General features: G+C 67.8%; 18 protein-coding genes. 9 read left to right on the top strand and 9 right to left on the bottom strand.

All coding sequences use genetic code 11. The features are described 5' to 3' along the window. Positions 1-21: 21 nt before the first annotated feature. Together ACSQ3Y_RS22545 and ACSQ3Y_RS22540 are read left to right on the top strand one after the other, a co-directional pair. The gene (locus ACSQ3Y_RS22545; RefSeq protein WP_436178955.1) at positions 22-3,675 is read left to right on the top strand and encodes an EAL domain-containing protein; all 3,654 of its coding nucleotides are present in this window, start codon (positions 22-24) and stop codon (positions 3,673-3,675) included. Between the two features lie 73 nt (positions 3,676-3,748). After that, positions 3,749-4,288 carry a retropepsin-like aspartic protease family protein gene (locus ACSQ3Y_RS22540; protein WP_436178954.1) on the top strand — a complete coding sequence of 180 codons (540 nt, stop codon included), beginning with the start codon at positions 3,749-3,751 and terminating at the stop codon, positions 4,286-4,288. A 30-nt stretch (positions 4,289-4,318) separates the two neighbouring features. Here ACSQ3Y_RS22540 and mmsB read toward each other — a convergent pair whose 3' ends face one another. The 6 genes from mmsB to ACSQ3Y_RS22510 all read right to left on the bottom strand — a co-directional run bounded on the left by mmsB (position 4,319) and on the right by ACSQ3Y_RS22510 (position 9,371). Then, the gene (mmsB, locus tag ACSQ3Y_RS22535) at positions 4,319-5,206 is read right to left on the bottom strand and encodes a 3-hydroxyisobutyrate dehydrogenase (RefSeq protein ID WP_436178953.1); all 888 of its coding nucleotides are present in this window, start codon (positions 5,204-5,206) and stop codon (positions 4,319-4,321) included. A 40-nt stretch (positions 5,207-5,246) separates the two neighbouring features. Then, entirely contained in the window at positions 5,247-5,639 is a 393-nt protein-coding gene (locus ACSQ3Y_RS22530; protein WP_057203744.1) for a DUF488 domain-containing protein, read from the bottom strand. Between the two features lie 24 nt (positions 5,640-5,663). After that, on the bottom strand, positions 5,664-6,119 hold the full coding sequence (locus tag ACSQ3Y_RS22525) for a TfoX/Sxy family protein (RefSeq protein WP_057203743.1): 456 nt from the start codon (positions 6,117-6,119) through the stop codon (positions 5,664-5,666). A 13-nt stretch (positions 6,120-6,132) separates the two neighbouring features. Then, the gene (locus tag ACSQ3Y_RS22520) at positions 6,133-7,299 is read right to left on the bottom strand and encodes an acyl-CoA dehydrogenase family protein (protein ID WP_436178952.1); all 1,167 of its coding nucleotides are present in this window, start codon (positions 7,297-7,299) and stop codon (positions 6,133-6,135) included. Between the two features lie 47 nt (positions 7,300-7,346). Then, positions 7,347-7,745, bottom strand: coding sequence for a lysozyme inhibitor LprI family protein (locus ACSQ3Y_RS22515; protein WP_436178951.1), 399 nt, complete (start codon positions 7,743-7,745; stop codon positions 7,347-7,349). A 102-nt stretch (positions 7,746-7,847) separates the two neighbouring features. Next, positions 7,848-9,371 (bottom strand): CoA-acylating methylmalonate-semialdehyde dehydrogenase, encoded by a 1,524-nt coding sequence (locus tag ACSQ3Y_RS22510; RefSeq protein WP_436178950.1) that lies wholly within the window; start codon positions 9,369-9,371, stop codon positions 7,848-7,850. A gap of 174 nt (positions 9,372-9,545) precedes the next feature. On the opposite strand from ACSQ3Y_RS22510, the gene ACSQ3Y_RS22505 reads away from it, so the two are divergent. Then, positions 9,546-10,457 (top strand): LysR family transcriptional regulator, encoded by a 912-nt coding sequence (locus ACSQ3Y_RS22505; RefSeq protein WP_436178949.1) that lies wholly within the window; start codon positions 9,546-9,548, stop codon positions 10,455-10,457. Positions 10,458-10,462: 5 nt separating this feature from the next. On the opposite strand, the gene ACSQ3Y_RS22500 is transcribed toward ACSQ3Y_RS22505, so the two are convergent. Further along, positions 10,463-11,260: an inositol monophosphatase family protein gene (locus tag ACSQ3Y_RS22500; RefSeq protein ID WP_436178948.1), complete on the bottom strand. Its 798-nt coding sequence runs from the start codon at positions 11,258-11,260 to the stop codon at positions 10,463-10,465. 86 nt (positions 11,261-11,346) lie between these two features. On the opposite strand from ACSQ3Y_RS22500, the gene ACSQ3Y_RS22495 reads away from it, so the two are divergent. The 4 genes from ACSQ3Y_RS22495 (at position 11,347) to ACSQ3Y_RS22480 (ending at position 13,460) form a co-directional block, all read left to right on the top strand. Continuing rightward, positions 11,347-11,883, top strand: coding sequence for an NUDIX hydrolase (locus ACSQ3Y_RS22495; RefSeq protein ID WP_436178947.1), 537 nt, complete (start codon positions 11,347-11,349; stop codon positions 11,881-11,883). Further along, positions 11,880-12,332, top strand: a complete 453-nt coding sequence (locus ACSQ3Y_RS22490; protein ID WP_436178946.1) for a YiiD C-terminal domain-containing protein — start codon at positions 11,880-11,882, stop codon at positions 12,330-12,332. Before ACSQ3Y_RS22495 ends, ACSQ3Y_RS22490 begins: the two co-directional genes overlap by 4 nt. Positions 12,333-12,372: 40 nt before the next feature. Then, the gene (locus tag ACSQ3Y_RS22485) at positions 12,373-12,750 is read left to right on the top strand and encodes a PH domain-containing protein (protein WP_057203736.1); all 378 of its coding nucleotides are present in this window, start codon (positions 12,373-12,375) and stop codon (positions 12,748-12,750) included. 152 nt (positions 12,751-12,902) lie between these two features. Beyond that, complete coding sequence (locus ACSQ3Y_RS22480; protein WP_436178945.1) at positions 12,903-13,460, top strand: hypothetical protein; 558 nt, start codon at positions 12,903-12,905, stop codon at positions 13,458-13,460. Positions 13,461-13,550: 90 nt separating this feature from the next. On the opposite strand, the gene ACSQ3Y_RS22475 is transcribed toward ACSQ3Y_RS22480, so the two are convergent. Together ACSQ3Y_RS22475 and ACSQ3Y_RS22470 are read right to left on the bottom strand one after the other, a co-directional pair. Next, positions 13,551-13,709, bottom strand: coding sequence for a DUF3309 family protein (locus ACSQ3Y_RS22475; RefSeq protein ID WP_007856361.1), 159 nt, complete (start codon positions 13,707-13,709; stop codon positions 13,551-13,553). Positions 13,710-13,832: 123 nt separating this feature from the next. Continuing rightward, on the bottom strand, positions 13,833-14,777 hold the full coding sequence (locus ACSQ3Y_RS22470) for a Bug family tripartite tricarboxylate transporter substrate binding protein (protein WP_436180158.1): 945 nt from the start codon (positions 14,775-14,777) through the stop codon (positions 13,833-13,835). A 262-nt stretch (positions 14,778-15,039) separates the two neighbouring features. On the opposite strand from ACSQ3Y_RS22470, the gene ACSQ3Y_RS22465 reads away from it, so the two are divergent. Both ACSQ3Y_RS22465 and ACSQ3Y_RS22460 read left to right on the top strand, forming a co-directional pair. After that, positions 15,040-16,251, top strand: coding sequence for a 3-hydroxybenzoate 6-monooxygenase (locus ACSQ3Y_RS22465; RefSeq protein WP_436178944.1), 1,212 nt, complete (start codon positions 15,040-15,042; stop codon positions 16,249-16,251). Positions 16,252-16,272: 21 nt separating this feature from the next. After that, positions 16,273-17,310, top strand: a complete 1,038-nt coding sequence (locus ACSQ3Y_RS22460) for a cupin domain-containing protein (protein WP_436178943.1) — start codon at positions 16,273-16,275, stop codon at positions 17,308-17,310. Positions 17,311-17,338 lie beyond the last annotated feature (28 nt).

Genomic DNA, 17,338 nt, shown 5'->3' with positions numbered 1-17,338 from the left:
CAAGCAAGGAGGGCGGCAGCCATGGCAAAGATCCTCGTCGTGGACGACCAGGCCCCCAACCGGGCCCTGGTCGTCACGCTGGTGCGGCATGGCGGCCATGAGGCCCTGGAGGCCGTGGACGGTGCGCAGGCGCTGGCTCTGGTGCGCGCCGAGCGGCCGGCGCTGGTGATCTCGGACATCCTCATGCCCACCATGGACGGCTACGAGTTCGTGCGCCAGCTGCGCTCCGATCCCGCGCTGGCGGCCACCCGGGTCATCTTCTACAGTGCCCACTACCAGGGGGAGCAGGCGCGCAGCCTGGCGCTGGCCGGAGGCGTCTCGGAGGTGCTGGTCAAGCCCTGCGAGCCGCAGGACATCCTGCGCGCCATCGAACGCACGCTGGCGCAGGCGGCTCGCGGCTTCGAGGGCGCACCCCCGGTCGTGGAGCCAGCCTTCCGCTCCCAGCACCTGCGCCTGGTGACCGACAAGCTGCGGGGCAACGTGGTGGAGCTGGAGGCCACCAACCGCCGGCTGGCGGCGCTCACCGAGCTCAATCTGCAGCTGGCCTCCGAGCGCGACCCGGCCATGCTGCTCAACAAGGTCTGCACGGGAGCACGCGAACTCATAGGCGCCCAGTACGCCGTGCTGTGCGCCGTGCGCAAGCCGGGCGATGCGTCGCTGGTGTGCACCAGTGGCATCGACCCGGTGCTGGCGCGCTCGCTGCCTGCGCCCGATGCCTCGTCAGGCCTGCTGGGGCGGCTGCAGACGGAGCGCCGCTCGCAGCGGCTGCTCAACCCCGGCGGCGACCCCACCATGGCGGGTCTGCCGCAGGGCTACCCGCCGCTGTACTGCGCGCTGGAGGCGCCGGTCACTTCGCTGGCTTCGTCCTATGGCTGGATCTGCCTGGCCAACAAGGAGGGTGCCGACCACTTCAGCGCCGAGGACGAACGCATCCTGTCCATCCTGGCGGCCCAGGTGGGGCGCATCTATGAAAACGGCAGCCTCTACCTGGAGGTGCAGCGCCATGCCGAGCAACTGCACATCGAGGTGATCGAGCGCCGGCGGGCCCTGGAGGAGCTGCGTGCCAGCGAGGCCAGATTGCACCGGGCGCAGGTGCTGGCCAAGATCACCCACATCATCAGCGGACCGGGCGGGCAGTTCGAGAGCTGGCCCGCCACGCTGGCGCAGATGCTGCGGCGCGACCCGAACACCATGCCGGCGTCTGCCCGGGAATGGATCGGCATGGTGTACGCCGACGACCGTGCACTGGTGCGCAGCATGGCCTTGCAGGCGGTGCGCGAAGGCGTGCGCATGGACTTCACCTACCGCCTGTGGCGTGCCGATGGGGCGCTCTTGCACCTGCGCCAGGTGATGGAGCCGCTGCCCGGCGAAGGCGCTGCCCCCGAAGGCTTGCGCTGGTTCAACACCATCCAGGATGTCACGGCGCAAAAGCGGGCCGAAGAAGCGCTGCGCGAGAGCGACCGGCGCTTCAACGAACTGCTCGACAAGGTCGAGATGGCCTCGCTGATGCTGGACCGCAACGGCTGCATCACCTACTGCAACGACTGCCTGCTGCGCCTGACGGGCTGGGAGCGCGGCGAGATCTTCGGGCGCAACTGGTTCGAGCTGTTCCTGCCGCCGGGCATGGACGGCATGCAGCGGGGGTTCGAGGACATGCTGGCCGACCGGCCGGCCGCCTGGCATTTCGAGCAGGAGATCCTTACGCGGTCCGGCGGGCGCCGGCTGGTGTACTGGAACAACACGGTGCTGCGCTCCGTCGATGGCGAGGCTATGGGCATCGCCTGCCTGGGCGAGGACATCACCGAGCGGCGCGAGGCCGAGCACAAGATCAAGCGCCTCAACCGCGTCTATGCCGTGCTCAGCGGCATCAGCACGCTGCTGGTGCGCATGCGCAGCCGCCAGGAGCTGTTTGCCCAGTCCTGCGACATCGCGGTGCGGCACGGGAAGTTCCGCATGGCCTGGATCGGCCGGGTCGACCGCGCGGCGCAGCAGGTGATTCCCATGGCCATCGCCGGCACCGACCCGGACTTCTTCGACGACCTTGCCGGCCGCCTGTCGTATGCGGACGAGCCCTCGGGCGTCTACAGCCTCACGGCCACGGTGGTGCGAGAAAAGCGCGCCGTGGTCTGCGACCAGGTCGAAGGCGATCCCCGGGTGCTGCTGCCGGCCAGGCTGCAGGCCCGTTCGGTGGCCTCCCTGGCCGTGCTGCCCCTGCTGGTGGCACACGAGGTGGTGGGCGTAATGGCGCTGTTTTCCGACGAGGCCAGCTTCTTCGATGCCACCGAGATGAAGCTCCTGGGCGAGCTGGCCGGCGACATCAGCTTTGCGCTTGACCACCTCGAAAAATCCGACCGCCTGAACTACCTGGCCTACTACGATGACATCACCACCTTGCCCAACCGCACGCTGTTTCTGGACCGCGTGAACCAGCACATGCGTGCGCGCGAGGGCCACCGGCCGCAGGGTGCGCCCTTCCTGGGGGTGGCGCTGATCGACGTGAACCGCTTTCGCATCGTCAACGACACGCTGGGGCGCTCGCTGGGCGACGAGCTGCTCAAGCTGGTGGCGCAGCGCCTGCAGTTGCATGCCAGTGCGATGGACATGCTGGCGCGCATTGGCGTCAACAGCTTTGGCGTGGCCGTGTGCGAGGCGCGCGATGCGAGTGCGGTGGCCATGGCCGTGGACCACCTGGTGCGCGCCTGCTTCGACGAGCCCTTCCAGCTGGGCACGCAGGAGCTGCGCATCACTGCGAAGGCGGGCGTGGCCCTGTTCCCCATGGATGGCGGCGATGCCGAGGCGCTGCTGCGCAATGCCGAGGCCGCGCTCAAGAAGGCCAAGGCCTCGGCCGACGCGCTGATGTTCTACACCTCGGAGATGAATCTGCGCGTGGCCGAGGCGCTGAGCCTGGAGAACCACCTGCGCGAAGCGCTGGAGCGCGGCGAGTTCGTGCTGCACTACCAGCCCAAGCTGCACCTGGCCAGCGGCGAGGTGACCGGCGCCGAGGCCCTGATCCGCTGGAACGACCCGCGGCGCGGCCTGGTGCCGCCGGGGCAGTTCATCCCCATCCTCGAAGAGACCGGCCTGATCTACGACGTGGGCCGCTGGGCCCTGGGCCAGGCGCTGGCCGACAACCTGCGCTGGCGCGCCGCAGGCCTGGCGCCAATACGGGTGGCGGTGAATGTCTCCTTCTTGCAGCTGCGCCACCGGGGTTTCATCGAACAGGTGCGCGCGGCTGTGGCGCACGGCCCAGAGGCTGCTGCCGGGCTGGAGCTGGAGATCACCGAGAGCATGGTGATGGACGACGTGCAGCACAGCACCCAGAGCCTGCACGCCATCCGCGAGATGGGCATCACCGTGGCCATGGACGATTTCGGCACCGGCTTTTCCTCGCTGAGCTACCTGGCCCGGCTGCCGCTCGACACGCTCAAGATCGACCGCTCGTTCATCCTGCACATCGCCGCCGGCCCCAAGGGCAGCGCGCTGGTGTCCACCATCATCAACCTGGGCCATTCGCTGGGGCTCAAGGTCGTGGCCGAAGGGGTGGAGACCGAGGAGCAGTCTCGCCTGCTGGCACTGCTGGGCTGCGACGAGATCCAGGGCTTTCTCTACAGCCGGCCCGTGCCGGCCGATGTGTTCGAGCAGCAGTTCCTGCGCGGCGCGCAGCCCGCCAGTTGATGAGGACATTGCTGCCCGGCGGCGGTTCGCAGCTGCCCTATGATTTGGGGCTCTGCATTTGAATGCCAGGCCCATGGGCGAAGAACACGACTACCTGCGACCATCCCCAGCGGACGACCAGACGCGCCGCGCACTGCGCACCAACACCCTGGCCATCCTGGCCTTCTGGCTGGTGGTCATGGGGCTTCTGTACTTCGGCATGAAGCAATTCATGGCGCCGCGCGGTGCCACCGTCACTTCCACCGGCTCGCTGGTGATACCGCGCCACAACGACGGCCATTTCCGCGTGGCGGGTACCGTCAACGGGGTGCCGGTGAACTTCATGGTGGACACAGGCGCGAGCCTGATCGCGGTGACCGATGCGGTGGCGAAAAAGGCCGGCCTCACGGGCGGTGTGCCCACCACCTTCCGCACGGCCAATGGCAACCGCGAGGGCAAGGTCTCGGTCTCCGACTCCATCACCGCGCGCAACCTTGCGGTTTCTGGCCTGCGCGTGGGCACGGGCTACACCGGCGAGAGCGAAGACGACGCCCTGCTGGGCCAGAACTTCCTGCGCCAGTTCGACGTGGAGATCAAGCGCGACTCCATGGTGCTCAACCCGCGCGGCAGTTGAAAAAAGGCACCGGCACGCCGGTGCCGGGCCTCAGCCCTTCTTTTGCACGGACTTGATGATGCTGGAGAAATCCAGCGCGCCATGGCCCGCCAGGCTGTGCGCCGCATACAGGTTGCGCGCCAGGCCGCCCAGGGGCGTGGCGGCCTTCACGGCGGCGGCATTCTCCTGCGCCAGGCCCAGGTCCTTGAGCATCAGGTCGGTGCCGAAGCCGCCGGCGTAGCCCTTGCTGGCAGGCGCGGTCTCCATCACGCCGGGCATGGGGTTGTATTTTTCGAGTGCCCAGTTGCCGCCCGAGCTGCGGCGCATGATCTCCGACAGCACCTTGGGGTCCAGGCCATTGGCCACACCCAGGGCAATCGCTTCGCTGGTGCCGGCCATCAAAATGCCCAGCAGCATGTTGTTGCAGATCTTGGCCGTCTGGCCCGCGCCCACGCCACCGGCGTGGAAGATATTGGCGCCCATTTTTTCGAGCACGGGGCGCGCACGCTCCAGGTCAGCCTCGTCGCCGCCGACCATGAAGGTCAGCGTGCCGGCAATGGCGCCGCCCGTGCCGCCCGATACCGGCGCGTCGATGAAGGCCACGCCCTTGGCCTTGGCGGCCTCGGCCACCTTGCGCGAGGTGGCGGCGGCGATGGTCGAGCAGTCGATCACCAGCGTGCCGGCCGGCAGCTGGGCCAGCAGCTCGCCGGTGCCCAGGAACAGGCTGTCCACATGCTGGCTGGCGGGCAGCATGCTGATGACCACTTCGGCGCCCTGCACGGCGGCTGAGGCATCGGCCGCGATGCCCACGCCATCGGCGGCCAGCTTGTCGCGCGCGGGGTGCGAAAGGTCGAAGGCCCGGACTTCGTGGCCCGCCTTGTGCAGGTTCACGGCCATGGGGCCGCCCATGTTGCCCAGACCGATGAATGCGATTTTCATGTTCGTATCTCCTTGGTGTCGTTGTGATGTGGAAAGGGGGTCAATCCGTGGCGATGTCTGCGCCCCGGCCGGCGAGTTCCTCACGCAGCACGGAGCGGTGGCAGCGCGCCTCGCTCTCGCAGTAGCAGCCGACCGACATGGCACCATGGTGCGAAAGGGTGGCCAGCAGGTCCAGCGTGCGGCTGGTCTCGGGCTGGGCCAGTTCCTTGCGGAACTGCTTCACGAAGGCTTGCCACTCCTTGTCGCTCTGCGCCTGCTGGCCTTGGGCCATGAGTTCGGCGCTGGGCGAGAGCAGGGGGTACCACACGTCGTACCAGTTCTGGCTGCCGAACTCGGCCTTGGGCACACCGCGCGGCGGCCGGCGCACGGTGCCGATGCGGGTGCCTTCACCGGGGGCACGCGGGGTGCCGAGGCGGACGATGCGAAGTGGCATGGTGGTGGCTTCCTGGGTGGCGCGTCAGTCGTCGGCCTCGAAGATGCTGTGGCGCTTGGTCGCTGGCTTCTTTTTGGTGGCGGTGCCTGGCTTTTTTGTGGCCGGGCTGGCCTTGGCAGCGGCCGACTTGCGCGGCGGCGTGGCCTTGGCCTGGGGGTTGTATGCCAGGGCCGTGTCGATCCAGAAGCTCCACTGCGTGCGCGTGGCGTAGCCATTGGGCTCGATCCAGAAGTAGCCCTTCATGCCGCCACCGGGCGACAGCTCGCGCGTGTTCTGCATTTCCTGGAACTCCGGGTGGCGGTCCGGCGGCAGGCGCACCAGCAGCTCTTCGCCTTTGACGCCGATGCACAGCTTGCCATCCACGAAGAAGCAATAGCAGCCGAACATGGTGCGCTCGTCCCCATCGCTGCGCTGCGCCAGCGCGGCGCGCACGGCGTCGATCAGGTGCAGGGTCTCGTCGGAAAGGGGGCGGGCGGGCATGGGTTCGGCGGGCTCAGCGGATCACGTCAGGGGCATCGCCGTCGAGCATGCGCCGCGCAATGATCACGCGCATGATCTCGTTGGTGCCCTCCAGGATCTGGTGCACGCGCGCATCGCGCAGCAGCCGCTCCAGCGGGTACTCGCGGATGTAGCCGTAGCCGCCATGCAACTGCAGCGCCTCGTTGCACACGGTAAAGCCCGCATCGGTGGCAAAGCGCTTGGCCATGGCGCAGTAGGTGCTCGCATTCGGGTCGCCCGCGTCGAGCTTGCTGGCGGCCATGCGCACCATCTGGCGCGCGGCCACTAGCTCGGTGACCATGTCGGCCAGCTTGAACTGTAGCGCCTGGAAGCTCGCAATCGGCTTGCCGAACTGCTTGCGGTCGTGCATGTACTGTTGCGCCTGCGTGAGCGCGCCCTGGGCCGCGCCCACCGAGCAGGTGGCGATGTTGATGCGACCGCCGTCCAGGCCCTTCATGGCAATCTTGAAGCCCTCGCCCTCGCGGCCGAGCAGGTGGTCGGCCGCAATGCGCACGTTGTCGAAGCTGATGGTGCGCGTGGGCTGGCTGTTCCAGCCCATCTTCTCTTCCTTCTTGCCGTAGCTGACGCCCGGCGCATCTGCCGGCACCACGAAGGCCGAGATGCCCCCCGCACCCGAGGCCGCATCGCCCGTGCGGGCCATGAGCACCAGCACGTCGGTGGCGCCCGCGCCCGAGATGAAGGCCTTCGCGCCATTGATCACGTACTCATGCCCCACCAGCTCGGCCCGGGTCTTGAGCGAGGCCGCGTCCGAGCCCGCGCCGGGCTCCGTCAGGCAGTACGAGGCGAGCTTTTCGCCGGTGGTCAGCAGCGGGCCCCAGTGGTCGCGCACGGCCGGCGTGGCCCAGGTGCCCAGCATCCAGGTCGCCATGTTGTGGATGGTGATGAAGGCCGTGGTGGACGGGTCCACCGCCGCCATTTCCTCGAAGACCAGCGTGGCATCGAGCCGCGGCAGGGCCAGGCCGCCCGCAGCCTCGGGCGCATACAGGCCGCAAAAGCCCAGCTCGCCGGCCTTGGCAATGGCCTCCTTGGGGAAGATGCCTTCGGCGTCCCAGTGCGCCGCGTGAGGCGCGAACTCGGCCCGCGCAAAGTCGCGGGCCGTCTGGGCAAAGGCGCGTTGTTCTTCGGAGAGCTCAAAGTCCATGGTGTCTGTCTCGCTGTCGTCTTTGTTGTTCTGTTGGGGCAATGCGCTCAAGGCTTGGCGGGGCTGTCCATGCTGAGCCAGCGCATCAGCCCCTTGCGGCGCTCCTGCGTCTCGCGGGTCAGGCACTCGTGGTAAAGCCGGGGCCCTTCGGGCTGCTGCTCGCTGGCACGCGTGGCCTGCTTGCACTGCGTGGTGCGCGCGCGCAGCCAAGCCGAGTGCTCCTGGCGCAGCTGCGGGCGCTCATGCGCCGACAGCGCGCGCATCACGTCGCCGTAGAGCACGGCCATGGTGGTGTCTGCCGCCTGGAAATCCTGCACCGCGCAGGCATTGGTCTCGGCCACCGTGCCGCCTTGCCGGCAGGCGGCACCGGCCTGGGCGAGTGCGATGGATGGACCCATGAGCAAGGGCAGGGCGCAGGCAATGGCCTGGGCAGCAAGGCGCGCCATGGTGGCTGGCGGGGAGGGCAATGGATCTCGGTACATGCAGCCGATTTCACCATGCCCTGCCAGCCATGCCCTCACAACGCACAGCGCCGCCTGGGGCCATTTTTACTTCAGGCTGATCGTGGTGTTCACACCATGCGAGGTGGTGCTGTCGTCGAACCAGCGGGCCGTCACGGTCTTGGTCTGGGTGTAGAACATCACCACCTGCTTGCCGTAGGGGCCCAGGTCGCCGAGCTTGGACGCGCGCGAGCCCGTGAACGAGAACAGCGGCACCGGCACCGGGATTGGCACGTTGATGCCGACCTGGCCCACGTCGATCTCTTCCTGGAACTTGCGCGCTGCGGCACCCGATTGGGTGAAGATGGCCGTGCCGTTGCCGTTGGGGTTGCTGTTGATGAACTCGATGGCTTCGTCGATGTCGGCTGCAGGCACCAGGGCCAGCACGGGGCCGAAGATTTCCTGGTCATAGATGGCCATGCCGGGCTGAACGTTCGAGAAGATGGTCGGGCCCACGAAGTTGCCCTTTTCGTAGCCGGGCACCGTGGGCTTGCGGCCATCGAGTTCCAGCGTGGCGCCGTCGGCAATGCCGCGTTCGATCAGGCTCTCCACGCGCTCCAGGGCGGCGCAGGACACCAGCGGGCCCACGTCGGTGCCCTTTTCGGTGCCGCCGTTGATCTTGAGCGTCTTGGCCTTGGCCACCAGCTCGGGAATCCACTTTTGCGACTCGCCCACCAGCACCACCACGGGCAGTGCCATGCAGCGCTGGCCGGCAGCGCCGAATGCGGCGCCGGCAATGGCGTTGAGCGTCTGCTCCTTGTTCGCGTCGGGCAGGATGATGGCGTGGTTCTTGGCGCCCATCATGCACTGCGCACGCTTGCCGGCCAGGGTGGCGCGGTTGTACACATGCGTGCCCACCTTGGTGGAGCCCACGAACGATACGGCCTTGATGTCCTTGTGGTCGCAGATCGCGTTCACGGCCATTTCGCCGCCGTGGATCACGTTGAGCACGCCGGGTGGAATGCCGGCTTCCAGCGCCAGCTCCACCAGGCGCATGGTCACCATCGGGTCCTGCTCGGAGGGCTTGAGCACGAAGGTGTTGCCCGTGGCGATCGCCATGGGGAACATCCACAGCGGGATCATCGCCGGGAAGTTGAAGGGCGTGATGCCGGCGCACACACCGAGCGGCTGCAGCAGGGTGTAGGTGTCCACGCCACCGGCCACGTTGTTGGCCAGCTCGCCCAACTGCAGGTTGCCGATGCTGGCGGCGTGCTCCACCACTTCGAGGCCGCGGAACACATCCCCTTCGGCGTCGGGCAGGGTCTTGCCCTGCTCGGCCGTCAGGATAGCGGCCAGCTCGGCAATGTTCTCGCGGATCAGCTGCTGGTACTTGAGGAAGATGCGGGCACGGGTGCCGATGGGGGTCTTCTTCCAGGTCTTGAAGGCGTCCTTGGCCGAGGCCACGGCGGCATCGATCTCTTCGGCCGTTGCAAACGGCACACGGGCCAGCACCTGTTGCGTGGCCGGGTTCACCACGTCACGCCACTCGGTGGTCTTGGACTCGACGAACTGGCCGCCGATCAGCAGCTTGACGGTGGGGGCCAGTACGGCCGAAGAGGTAGGTGCGTTCATCGGGTTGTCTCCTGAAAGTGGGGGCGCGAAAACGGGGAAGTATCTGGCAACCTGTGCATGGTAGCTGTGCAAAATTGTGAAGACAATAGACAATACTGCGCACAAGGTTTGCAAAAATGCACATGATGCGTTGGCCGCTGTGCATGTGCACCTGCACGCTTGACGAGAGCTTCCATGGACTGGGACAACCTGCGCTACTTTCTGGAATTGGCCCGTGCCGGCACCCTGGTGGGTGCGGCGCGCCGCCTCACCGTGGACCACACCACGGTGGCGCGCCGCATCCAGGCGCTGGAAAAGCAGGTCGGCTCGGCCCTGTTCGCCCGCGAGGCCGGCGGCCACCGGCTGACCGAGGCCGGCCGCGCGCTGCTGCCCCAGGTCGAGGCCATGGAAGCCGCCTTTCTGGCGGTGGAGAACGCCGCCCCCGGCGTGCGCCAGGGACTGCAGGGCCTGGTGCGCATCGGCACCACCGAGGGCTTTGGCAACCTGGTGCTGGCACCGCAGCTGGCGCATTTCGCGCTGCAGCACCCGGGCCTGGTGCTCGACCTGCTGGCCCTGCCGCGCCTGGTGCACCTGTCGCGGCGCGAGGCGGACATCGTGATCTCGCTGGAGCGCCCCGCGCGCGGCGCGGTGCTGGTGGTCAAGCTCACCGACTACGTGCTGCAGCTCTACGGCACGCGCGACTACCTGGCCCGCTATGCGCCCATCCGTACCGCGGACGACCTGCGCGGCCACAGCTTCATCAGCTATGTGGACGACCTGCTGTTCACCAAGGAGCTGCAGATCCTTGATGAGCTGCACCGCCCCGCACGCTTTGCGCTGCGCAGCACCAGCATCCTCGCGCAGTACGAGGCGGTGCGCGCCGGTGCCGGGCTGGCGGTGCTGCCGGCCTTCGTCGCCGCGCAGGATCCGGCCCTGGCGCCCGTGCTGCCCGGCATGGCGCGCTTCACGCGCACCTTCTGGATGTCCATGCCCGAGGAGAACAAGCACGTGGCGCGCATGCAGGCCACCTGGGCCTTTCTGCGCGAGACGGTGGCGGCCCAGCAAGGGCTGCTGCTGCCCGAGCCCGTGGACAACACGGCTGGCTGATAGGGCTATGGCGCGAGCAGCGCCCGGTGCACGGCATCCCAGGTGTCCGGATTCTGTGCGGCCAGCAGGCCCGGCCGCACGTCCACCGGGGTGTAGCCCGTTCCATCCAGACGCGCCACCTGCCCGCCGGCCTCGGTCAGGAACAGGGCGCCTGGTGCATGGTCCCAGGACTCGGCGCGCCAGAACAGCGCGAAGTGCTGCTGGCCCGCAGCGATGGCAGGGTACTCGTGGCCTGCACAGCGCAGCCCGGGCAGTACCTGGGCGATGCGCCCGGCGCGTGCCTCGGTGCGCGTGCGCAGGTCCGGCGGCAGAAACCGCGTGAAAACGGCACCGCGCAGTGCCTCTTCGCAGGGCGCTGCGTGGGACGTGTGCGCACGCACGCCGTCGGTCCAGGCCCCGCTGCCGCGCTCTGCGGTATGCATCCGGTCCGCCAGCGGGTCCAGCATCCAGGCGGCCACGGTCTCGCCGCGCCGCACCAGGGCCACCATCACGGCAAAGCAGGGCTGGCCCGCGACGAAATTGGCCGTGCCGTCGAGCGGGTCTACCAGCCACAGGTCGCCGTCGTGGGCAAGGCGCTCGCGCAACTGCGCCTGCGCGCTCACCGCTTCCTCGCCCAGTACCACCGACCCGGGCAACAGGGCCGTCAACCCGGCCGTGATCAATGCCTCTGCCTCTCGATCCGCCGCAGTCACCAGCTCGCCGGGGGACTTCTCCACGATGTCCTGCGCGCACAGGGCCTGGTAGCGGGGCAGGATGGCCTGCGCCGCAGTCTGGCGCAGGAGTTCGGTGACTTGGTCGATCATGGGGCAGCAGCGGGGCGGTTGAAGCAGGGCAGGGCGATGCTACTACCCCCTGCGCCGGAATGCCTGGCGCGATAGGATCGGCCTCCATGACCTTGCCTGTGGCCCAAACGCCTACCCCGCCCCGCGTGCGCCCACGTGCCGCCGCCATCATCACGCGTCCCGGGCAGGTGCTGCTGCACCGCGCCGAAGGCGATGCGTTCTGGGCCCTGCCCGGCGGCGGCATCGAGCCTGGCGAGAGTGCCAGCGAGGCCCTGGTGCGCGAAATGCAGGAAGAACTCGGCCTGGCGGTGGTGCCCGGCGCGCTGGCTTGCGTGGTCGAGAACTTCTTTGTCTATGCCGGCGTGGCGTACCACGAGACCGGCCTGTACCTGCATGTGCACCCCGCGCCGCAAGGCCTGCTGGACCAGTCCGACGGCCCCTATGAAGGTGTGGAGGGCCGGCGCAGGCTGGAGTTCGCCTGGTTCGAGCGCGCCGAATTGGCGCGGCTCGATCTGCGCCCACCCTTTCTGCGCGAAGCGCTGGCGCGCGACACCGCGCAGGTGCTGCACATCGTCTACCGCGACCCGCTGCCCCCAGGGGTGCTGCCGGCCCCTTCGCCACCCCCCTCGAAAGCCCCCGCATGAGCCCCAACGACCTGCAGGCCTACCTGCACCAGCACATTCCCCTGTCCATCGCGATGGCCGTGTCCGTGGTGGAGGCATCGCTCGAGCGCGTGGTGCTGAGCGCGCCGCTGGCACCCAACATCAACCACCGCGAGACCGTGTTCGGCGGCAGCGCATCGGCCGTGGCCATCCTGGCCGCGTGGTCCATGCTGCACATGAAGCTCTCGGCGCAGAACCTGGGCAGCCGCCTGGTGATACAGCGCAACACCATGGAGTACGCTTTGCCCATCGACGGGACGTTCACGGCCGTGGCCGAGGCGCCCACCGAGCAGGCCTGGCGCGCCTTCGTGCGTGTGTTCGAGCGCAAGGGGCTGGGCCGCATCGAGCAGGCGTCGGTGCTGATGTACCAAGGGCAGCCCGCCGGGCGGCTCACCGGCGAATTCGTGGCCTTCGGGCAGGGGTATCGGTAGTCCCGCTACCATGCGTCGACCAACTGCAAGGGAGACCACCATGGGACTGCTGGACGGCGTGATGGGCAATGCATCCAAGATCGATGCATCCAAGATTCAGGAAGAGTTCGCCCGCATCCTGATGCCGGGCGAGGTCGTGGAGCATGCCTACCAGCTGATTCGCGACTACTTCGTCTTCACCAACAAGCGCCTGGTGCTGGTGGACAAGCAAGGCATCACCGGCAGCAAGGTCGAGTACCACTCCTTGCCGTACAAGAGCATCACCCACTTCAGCATCGAGACCGGCGGCACCTTCGACCTCGATGCCGAACTCAAGATCTGGATCTCGGGCAGCGCCACGCCCTTCCAGAAGCAGTTCAACAAGAAGCTCAGCATCTATGATGTGCAGAGCGTGCTCGCCAGCTACGTGCTGAAGTAGGGGCATGGCCCGGAAAAGCGGCTGTGCAGCGCCGCTTTTCTGCCCATTGCAGGAGGCGCTTGCCGCATATGCTGGACCACCGGGCGATGGTCTGCCCTGGTGCTTTGCCGGAAAGCACCGGCAGCCAATCCCTGCACAGGAGTCCAGTGGCCATGTCCCCCCTCATTTCCGGCCTCGCGTCCGTCGCATCCTTTCTCTACAACGCCGCCTCGGGCAGCAAATCAGCGGCCTCTTCGCGCACCAGCCAGCCGGCTGCGGCCGAGCCATCGGCCGTGGTCACCCTGAGCAAGGAGGCCGAGGCCCTGACCGGCTTTGCCGGCAAGGGCATCCTGATGGCCTCTGGCAAGCTCGACGGCCCGCTGGGCACACGCGCGGCTGCCGATGCGGGCACGGCGCTGACGGCATCACAGGCCGACCGTTCGGTGTCCAAAAAGGATTTCCAGGAACTGCTCACCAGCTTTGGCGCCAGCGATGCGCAAAAAGAGCAACTGGCCGCTGGCTTCGACGCCAACCAGGACGGCTCCATCACGCGCGACGAATTCCTCAAGGGCATTGCCGCCACCTCGGGCACCAAGGGCGGCAGCGAGCTGTCGCAGTCGCTGCTGCAACTGGTGGATCGCCATGGCAATGCCAACGGCGTGGTGAACCAGACCGAACTGGCACAGCTCACCACGGCGTTTGCCAACGCGCAGCTGCGCAAGGCGGCCTGACCGCCTGCACCCTTCGGGCGCATCCACAAAGCAAAAAGCGTGGCCATGCCACGCTTTTTGCTTTTGGGCCTTCAGCAGGCCGCCGCAGGTTTATATCCTGCCCATGAGCAGCAGGATCACCAGGATCAGCACCACCAAGCCGATGCCGCCGCTGGGTCCATAGCCCCACGAACGGCTGTGGCCCCAGGTGGGCAGCGCGCCGACGAGGATGAGGATCAGGACGATCAGGAGAATGAGGGAGAGCGACATGGCAGTTCCTTTTGTTGTGGTGACTGCATTGTTCGATCACCCCCTGCGCCGGATCGCAGGCGGCGGGCGCGCCCCCATGTCAGGCTTTTCCGACGCAGCGTGTGGGAGGTGCGGGCCCTGGCCTCAGTCGAGCGTGATCCCGGCCTTGGTGATCAACTGCTCGTACTGGCTCGACTTGGCTGCGGCGTTGCGGCCGATCTCCTCCACCGACCAGGCCAGCGGCTCGAAGGCGAAGGTGTTGAAGCGCTCGCGCACTTCGGGGTCGGCCAGTGCGGTGAGCACGTCCGCATGGATCTTGTTGCGCACGGCGGCGGGCACGCCCTTGGGGGCCACCAGCACCACGAAGGAGTTCACATCGAGCTGGGCCGGGCCGCCGGCCTCGGCCACGGTGGGCACATCGGGCAGCTGCGGGATGCGCCTGGGCGCTGCCACCGCCAGGTATTTGATCTTGCCCGCCTTGTAGACCCCCTGGCTTGAAGGAATGCTGGCAAAGCTCCAGGCCACCTCGCCGGTGGCTAAATTGGTGTAGAGCTGGCTCACCTCCTTGTAGGGCACATGGGTCATGCGCACGCCGGTGATGGATTCGAGCCACTCGCCGCCCAGGTGGCCCGGGCTGCCCACGCCCCAGGATCCATAGCTGAGCCCGCCGGACTTTGTCTTGGCGTCGTTCAGCAGGTCGGTCATGTTCTTCCAGGGCGACTGGGCCGGCACCGCCACCATGAACGGGGTGCGGAACAGCGGCGCCACCGGGTCGAAGGCCTTGAGCGTGTCGACGTTGCGCTTCTTGTACAGGTGCGGCACGGCGGCCAGGTGCTCGCTGTCGAGTTGCAGCAGCGTGTAACCGTCGGCCGCGCCCCGCTTGGCCGCATCCATAGCGATAAAGCCACCGCCGCCGGGGCGGTTGTCCACCGTCACGGTCTGTTTCCACTGGGTCGACAGCTTGTGCGCCACCAGCCGCAGCACGGCATCGGGCCCGCTGCCCACGGCAAAGGCGGTGTAGAGCGTGACCGGCTTGCTCGGAAAGTCGCTGCCCTGGGCATGGCTGGTGCCCGCAGTGCCCATCAGCATGCCCGCGCAGGCAAGCGAAACGAGCAATGGGCGTCTGGTGGTCTGGTTCACGGGTGTCTCCTGGAGGTGTGATGGATCGTCTGATGGCTGATTGACAGTATGCTGATGAAAATCATAGATCCGGCAAACGACGGATGCGCTCGGTGAAAACCCTTGATGCGATTTTTACGGCAAAAGTGAGTAACGACAGCTTGCGTTCATGCCTTCCAAATTGCTACACTTATCATCAGCATGCTGATTAAATTTAATCAAGAGGTGAGCAATGGAGCAGACAAATGAGCGCGCTGCGGGCCTTCCCGTGCTGGTGGCGGGCGGTGGCATTGGCGGGCTGGCAGCGGCCCTGGCCCTGGTGCGGCAGGGCTTTGCTGTGCAGGTGCTGGAGCAGTCGCCGGCCATCGGCGAGATCGGTGCCGGCATGCAGTTGGGCCCCAATGCCTTCCATGCCTTCGATGCCCTGGGCGTGGGCGAGCAGGCGCGCAACCGCTCGGTGTTCACCGACTGCATGGTGATGCACGATGCGCTGGACGAGTACCAGGTGGGCCGCATCCCGACGGGCGAGGCCTTCCGTGCCCGCTTCGGCAATCCCTATGCGGTGATCCACCGCGTGGATGCGCACAACTGCCTGCTCGACGGCGCGCTGGCCACGGGGCGCGTCACCTTTCAGACGCACACCCGCATCGAACGCGTCGAGCAGGACGCGAGCAGCGTCACCGCCTTCGACCAGCAGGGCAAGGCCTGGCGCGGGGTGGCACTGATCGGTGCCGACGGCGTGAAGTCCGTGGTGCGCCAGCAGTACGTGGGCGACCCGGCCCGCGTGACCGGCCACGTGGTCTACCGCGCCGTGGTGGAGCGCGAAGAGTTCCCCGAGGACCTGCGCTGGAATGCCGCCAGCATCTGGGTGGGGCCGCACTGCCACCTGGTGCACTACCCGCTGCGCGGCGGCGAGCAGTACAACGTGGTCGTCACCTTCCACAGCCGCCAGACGGAGGAGTGGGGGGTGACCGAAGGCAGCCGCGAGGAGGTGCAGAGCTACTTCCAGGACATCTGCCCCCGCGCCCGCCAACTGATCGACCTGCCCAAGAGCTGGAAGCGCTGGGCCACCGCCGACCGCGAGCCCATCGCCCGCTGGACGCATGGCCGCACCACGCTGCTGGGCGACGCGGCCCACCCCACGACGCAGTACATGGCCCAGGGCGCCTGCATGGCGCTGGAGGACGCGGTGACCCTGGGCGAGGCCCTGCGCGTGCACGGCAACGACTGGGACGCTGCGCTCGACCTGTACCAGCGCTCTCGCGTGGCGCGCACCGCGCGCATCGTGCTCTCGGGCCGCGAGATGGGGCGCATCTACCACGCCCAGGGCGTGGAGCGCCTGGTGCGCAACGACCTGTGGCGCGGGCGCGGCCCCGAGCGCTTCTACGACGCCATGGAATGGCTGTATGGCTGGAACGTGGGCAATTGCCTGGCCGCGCACTGAACCTTGAGGAGACACAACACCATGCAAGAACTTGGACGCCTCGAAGACCTGCCCCAGGACTACCGCGACGAACTCGCGCAATCGAACCTCGTGCCGCTGTGGCCCAGCCTGCGCGCCATGCTGCCGCCGGGCACGCCGCGGCCGCGCACCGTGGCCACGCACTGGCCCTATGCGGCGCTACGGCCTCTGTTGATGCGCGCCGGCGAGCTCACGCCCATCGAGAAGGCCGAGCGCCGGGTGCTGGTGCTGGCCAACCCCGGCCACGGGCCGGACAGCATGCAGGCCAGCGCCGCCATGTACCTGGGCATGCAGCTGCTGCTGCCCGGCGAGTGGGCGCCCGCGCACCGCCACACACCGAATGCCGTGCGCATGGTGGTGGAAGGCGAGGGCGCCTGCACCACGGTGGATGGCGAGCGCTGCCCCATGGAGCGTGGCGACCTGATCCTTACGCCCACCGGCCTGTGGCACGAGCACGCCCACGAGGGCACCGCGCCCGTGGTCTGGCTCGACGTGCTGGACCTGCCGCTGGTGCACTACCTGGAGGCCTCATACCACGTGGATGGGCCGCGCCAGGCCATCACCCAGGCTGCGGGCGACCGCGCCTATGCGCACGGCGGCATCGTGCCCACGCCTGTGTTCGGGCGCACGGCGCGCGCCTACCCGATGTTGCGCTATCCCTGGGCCCAGGCGCGTGCCGCCCTGCAATCGCTGGCGGCCGACCAGCCCGCGCTCGCGTCGGTGCAGATCACCTACGTGAACCCCGAGACCGGCGCCGATGCCGAGAACATCCTCGGCTTCTACGCGCAGATGCTGCGCCCGGGCCAGGTGCTGCGCCTGCCTGCACGCTCCCCTGCCATGGTGTTCCACCTGATCGAGGGCATGGCCGACGTGCAGGTGCAGGAGCAGCGCTTTGCGCTGGCCGAGGCCGACACCTGCTGCGCCCCGGGCTACACGGCCGTCACGCTGGCCAACCGCTCGGCCGACCAGCCGGCCTTTTTCTTCATCGCCGACGAAAGCCCGCTGCACCGCAAGCTGGGCGTGTTCGAGAACCGTGGCTGATCGCTGCGCCATTCCTTTTGTCTTTTTG

The organism is Acidovorax sp. LjRoot66 (genome assembly GCF_964253305.1).
In the GTDB taxonomy this organism is placed as follows: domain Bacteria; phylum Pseudomonadota; class Gammaproteobacteria; order Burkholderiales; family Burkholderiaceae_C; genus Acidovorax.
Note: the sequence above shows the minus strand (reverse complement) of the source record. Positions and strands in the feature narration are given on the sequence as shown.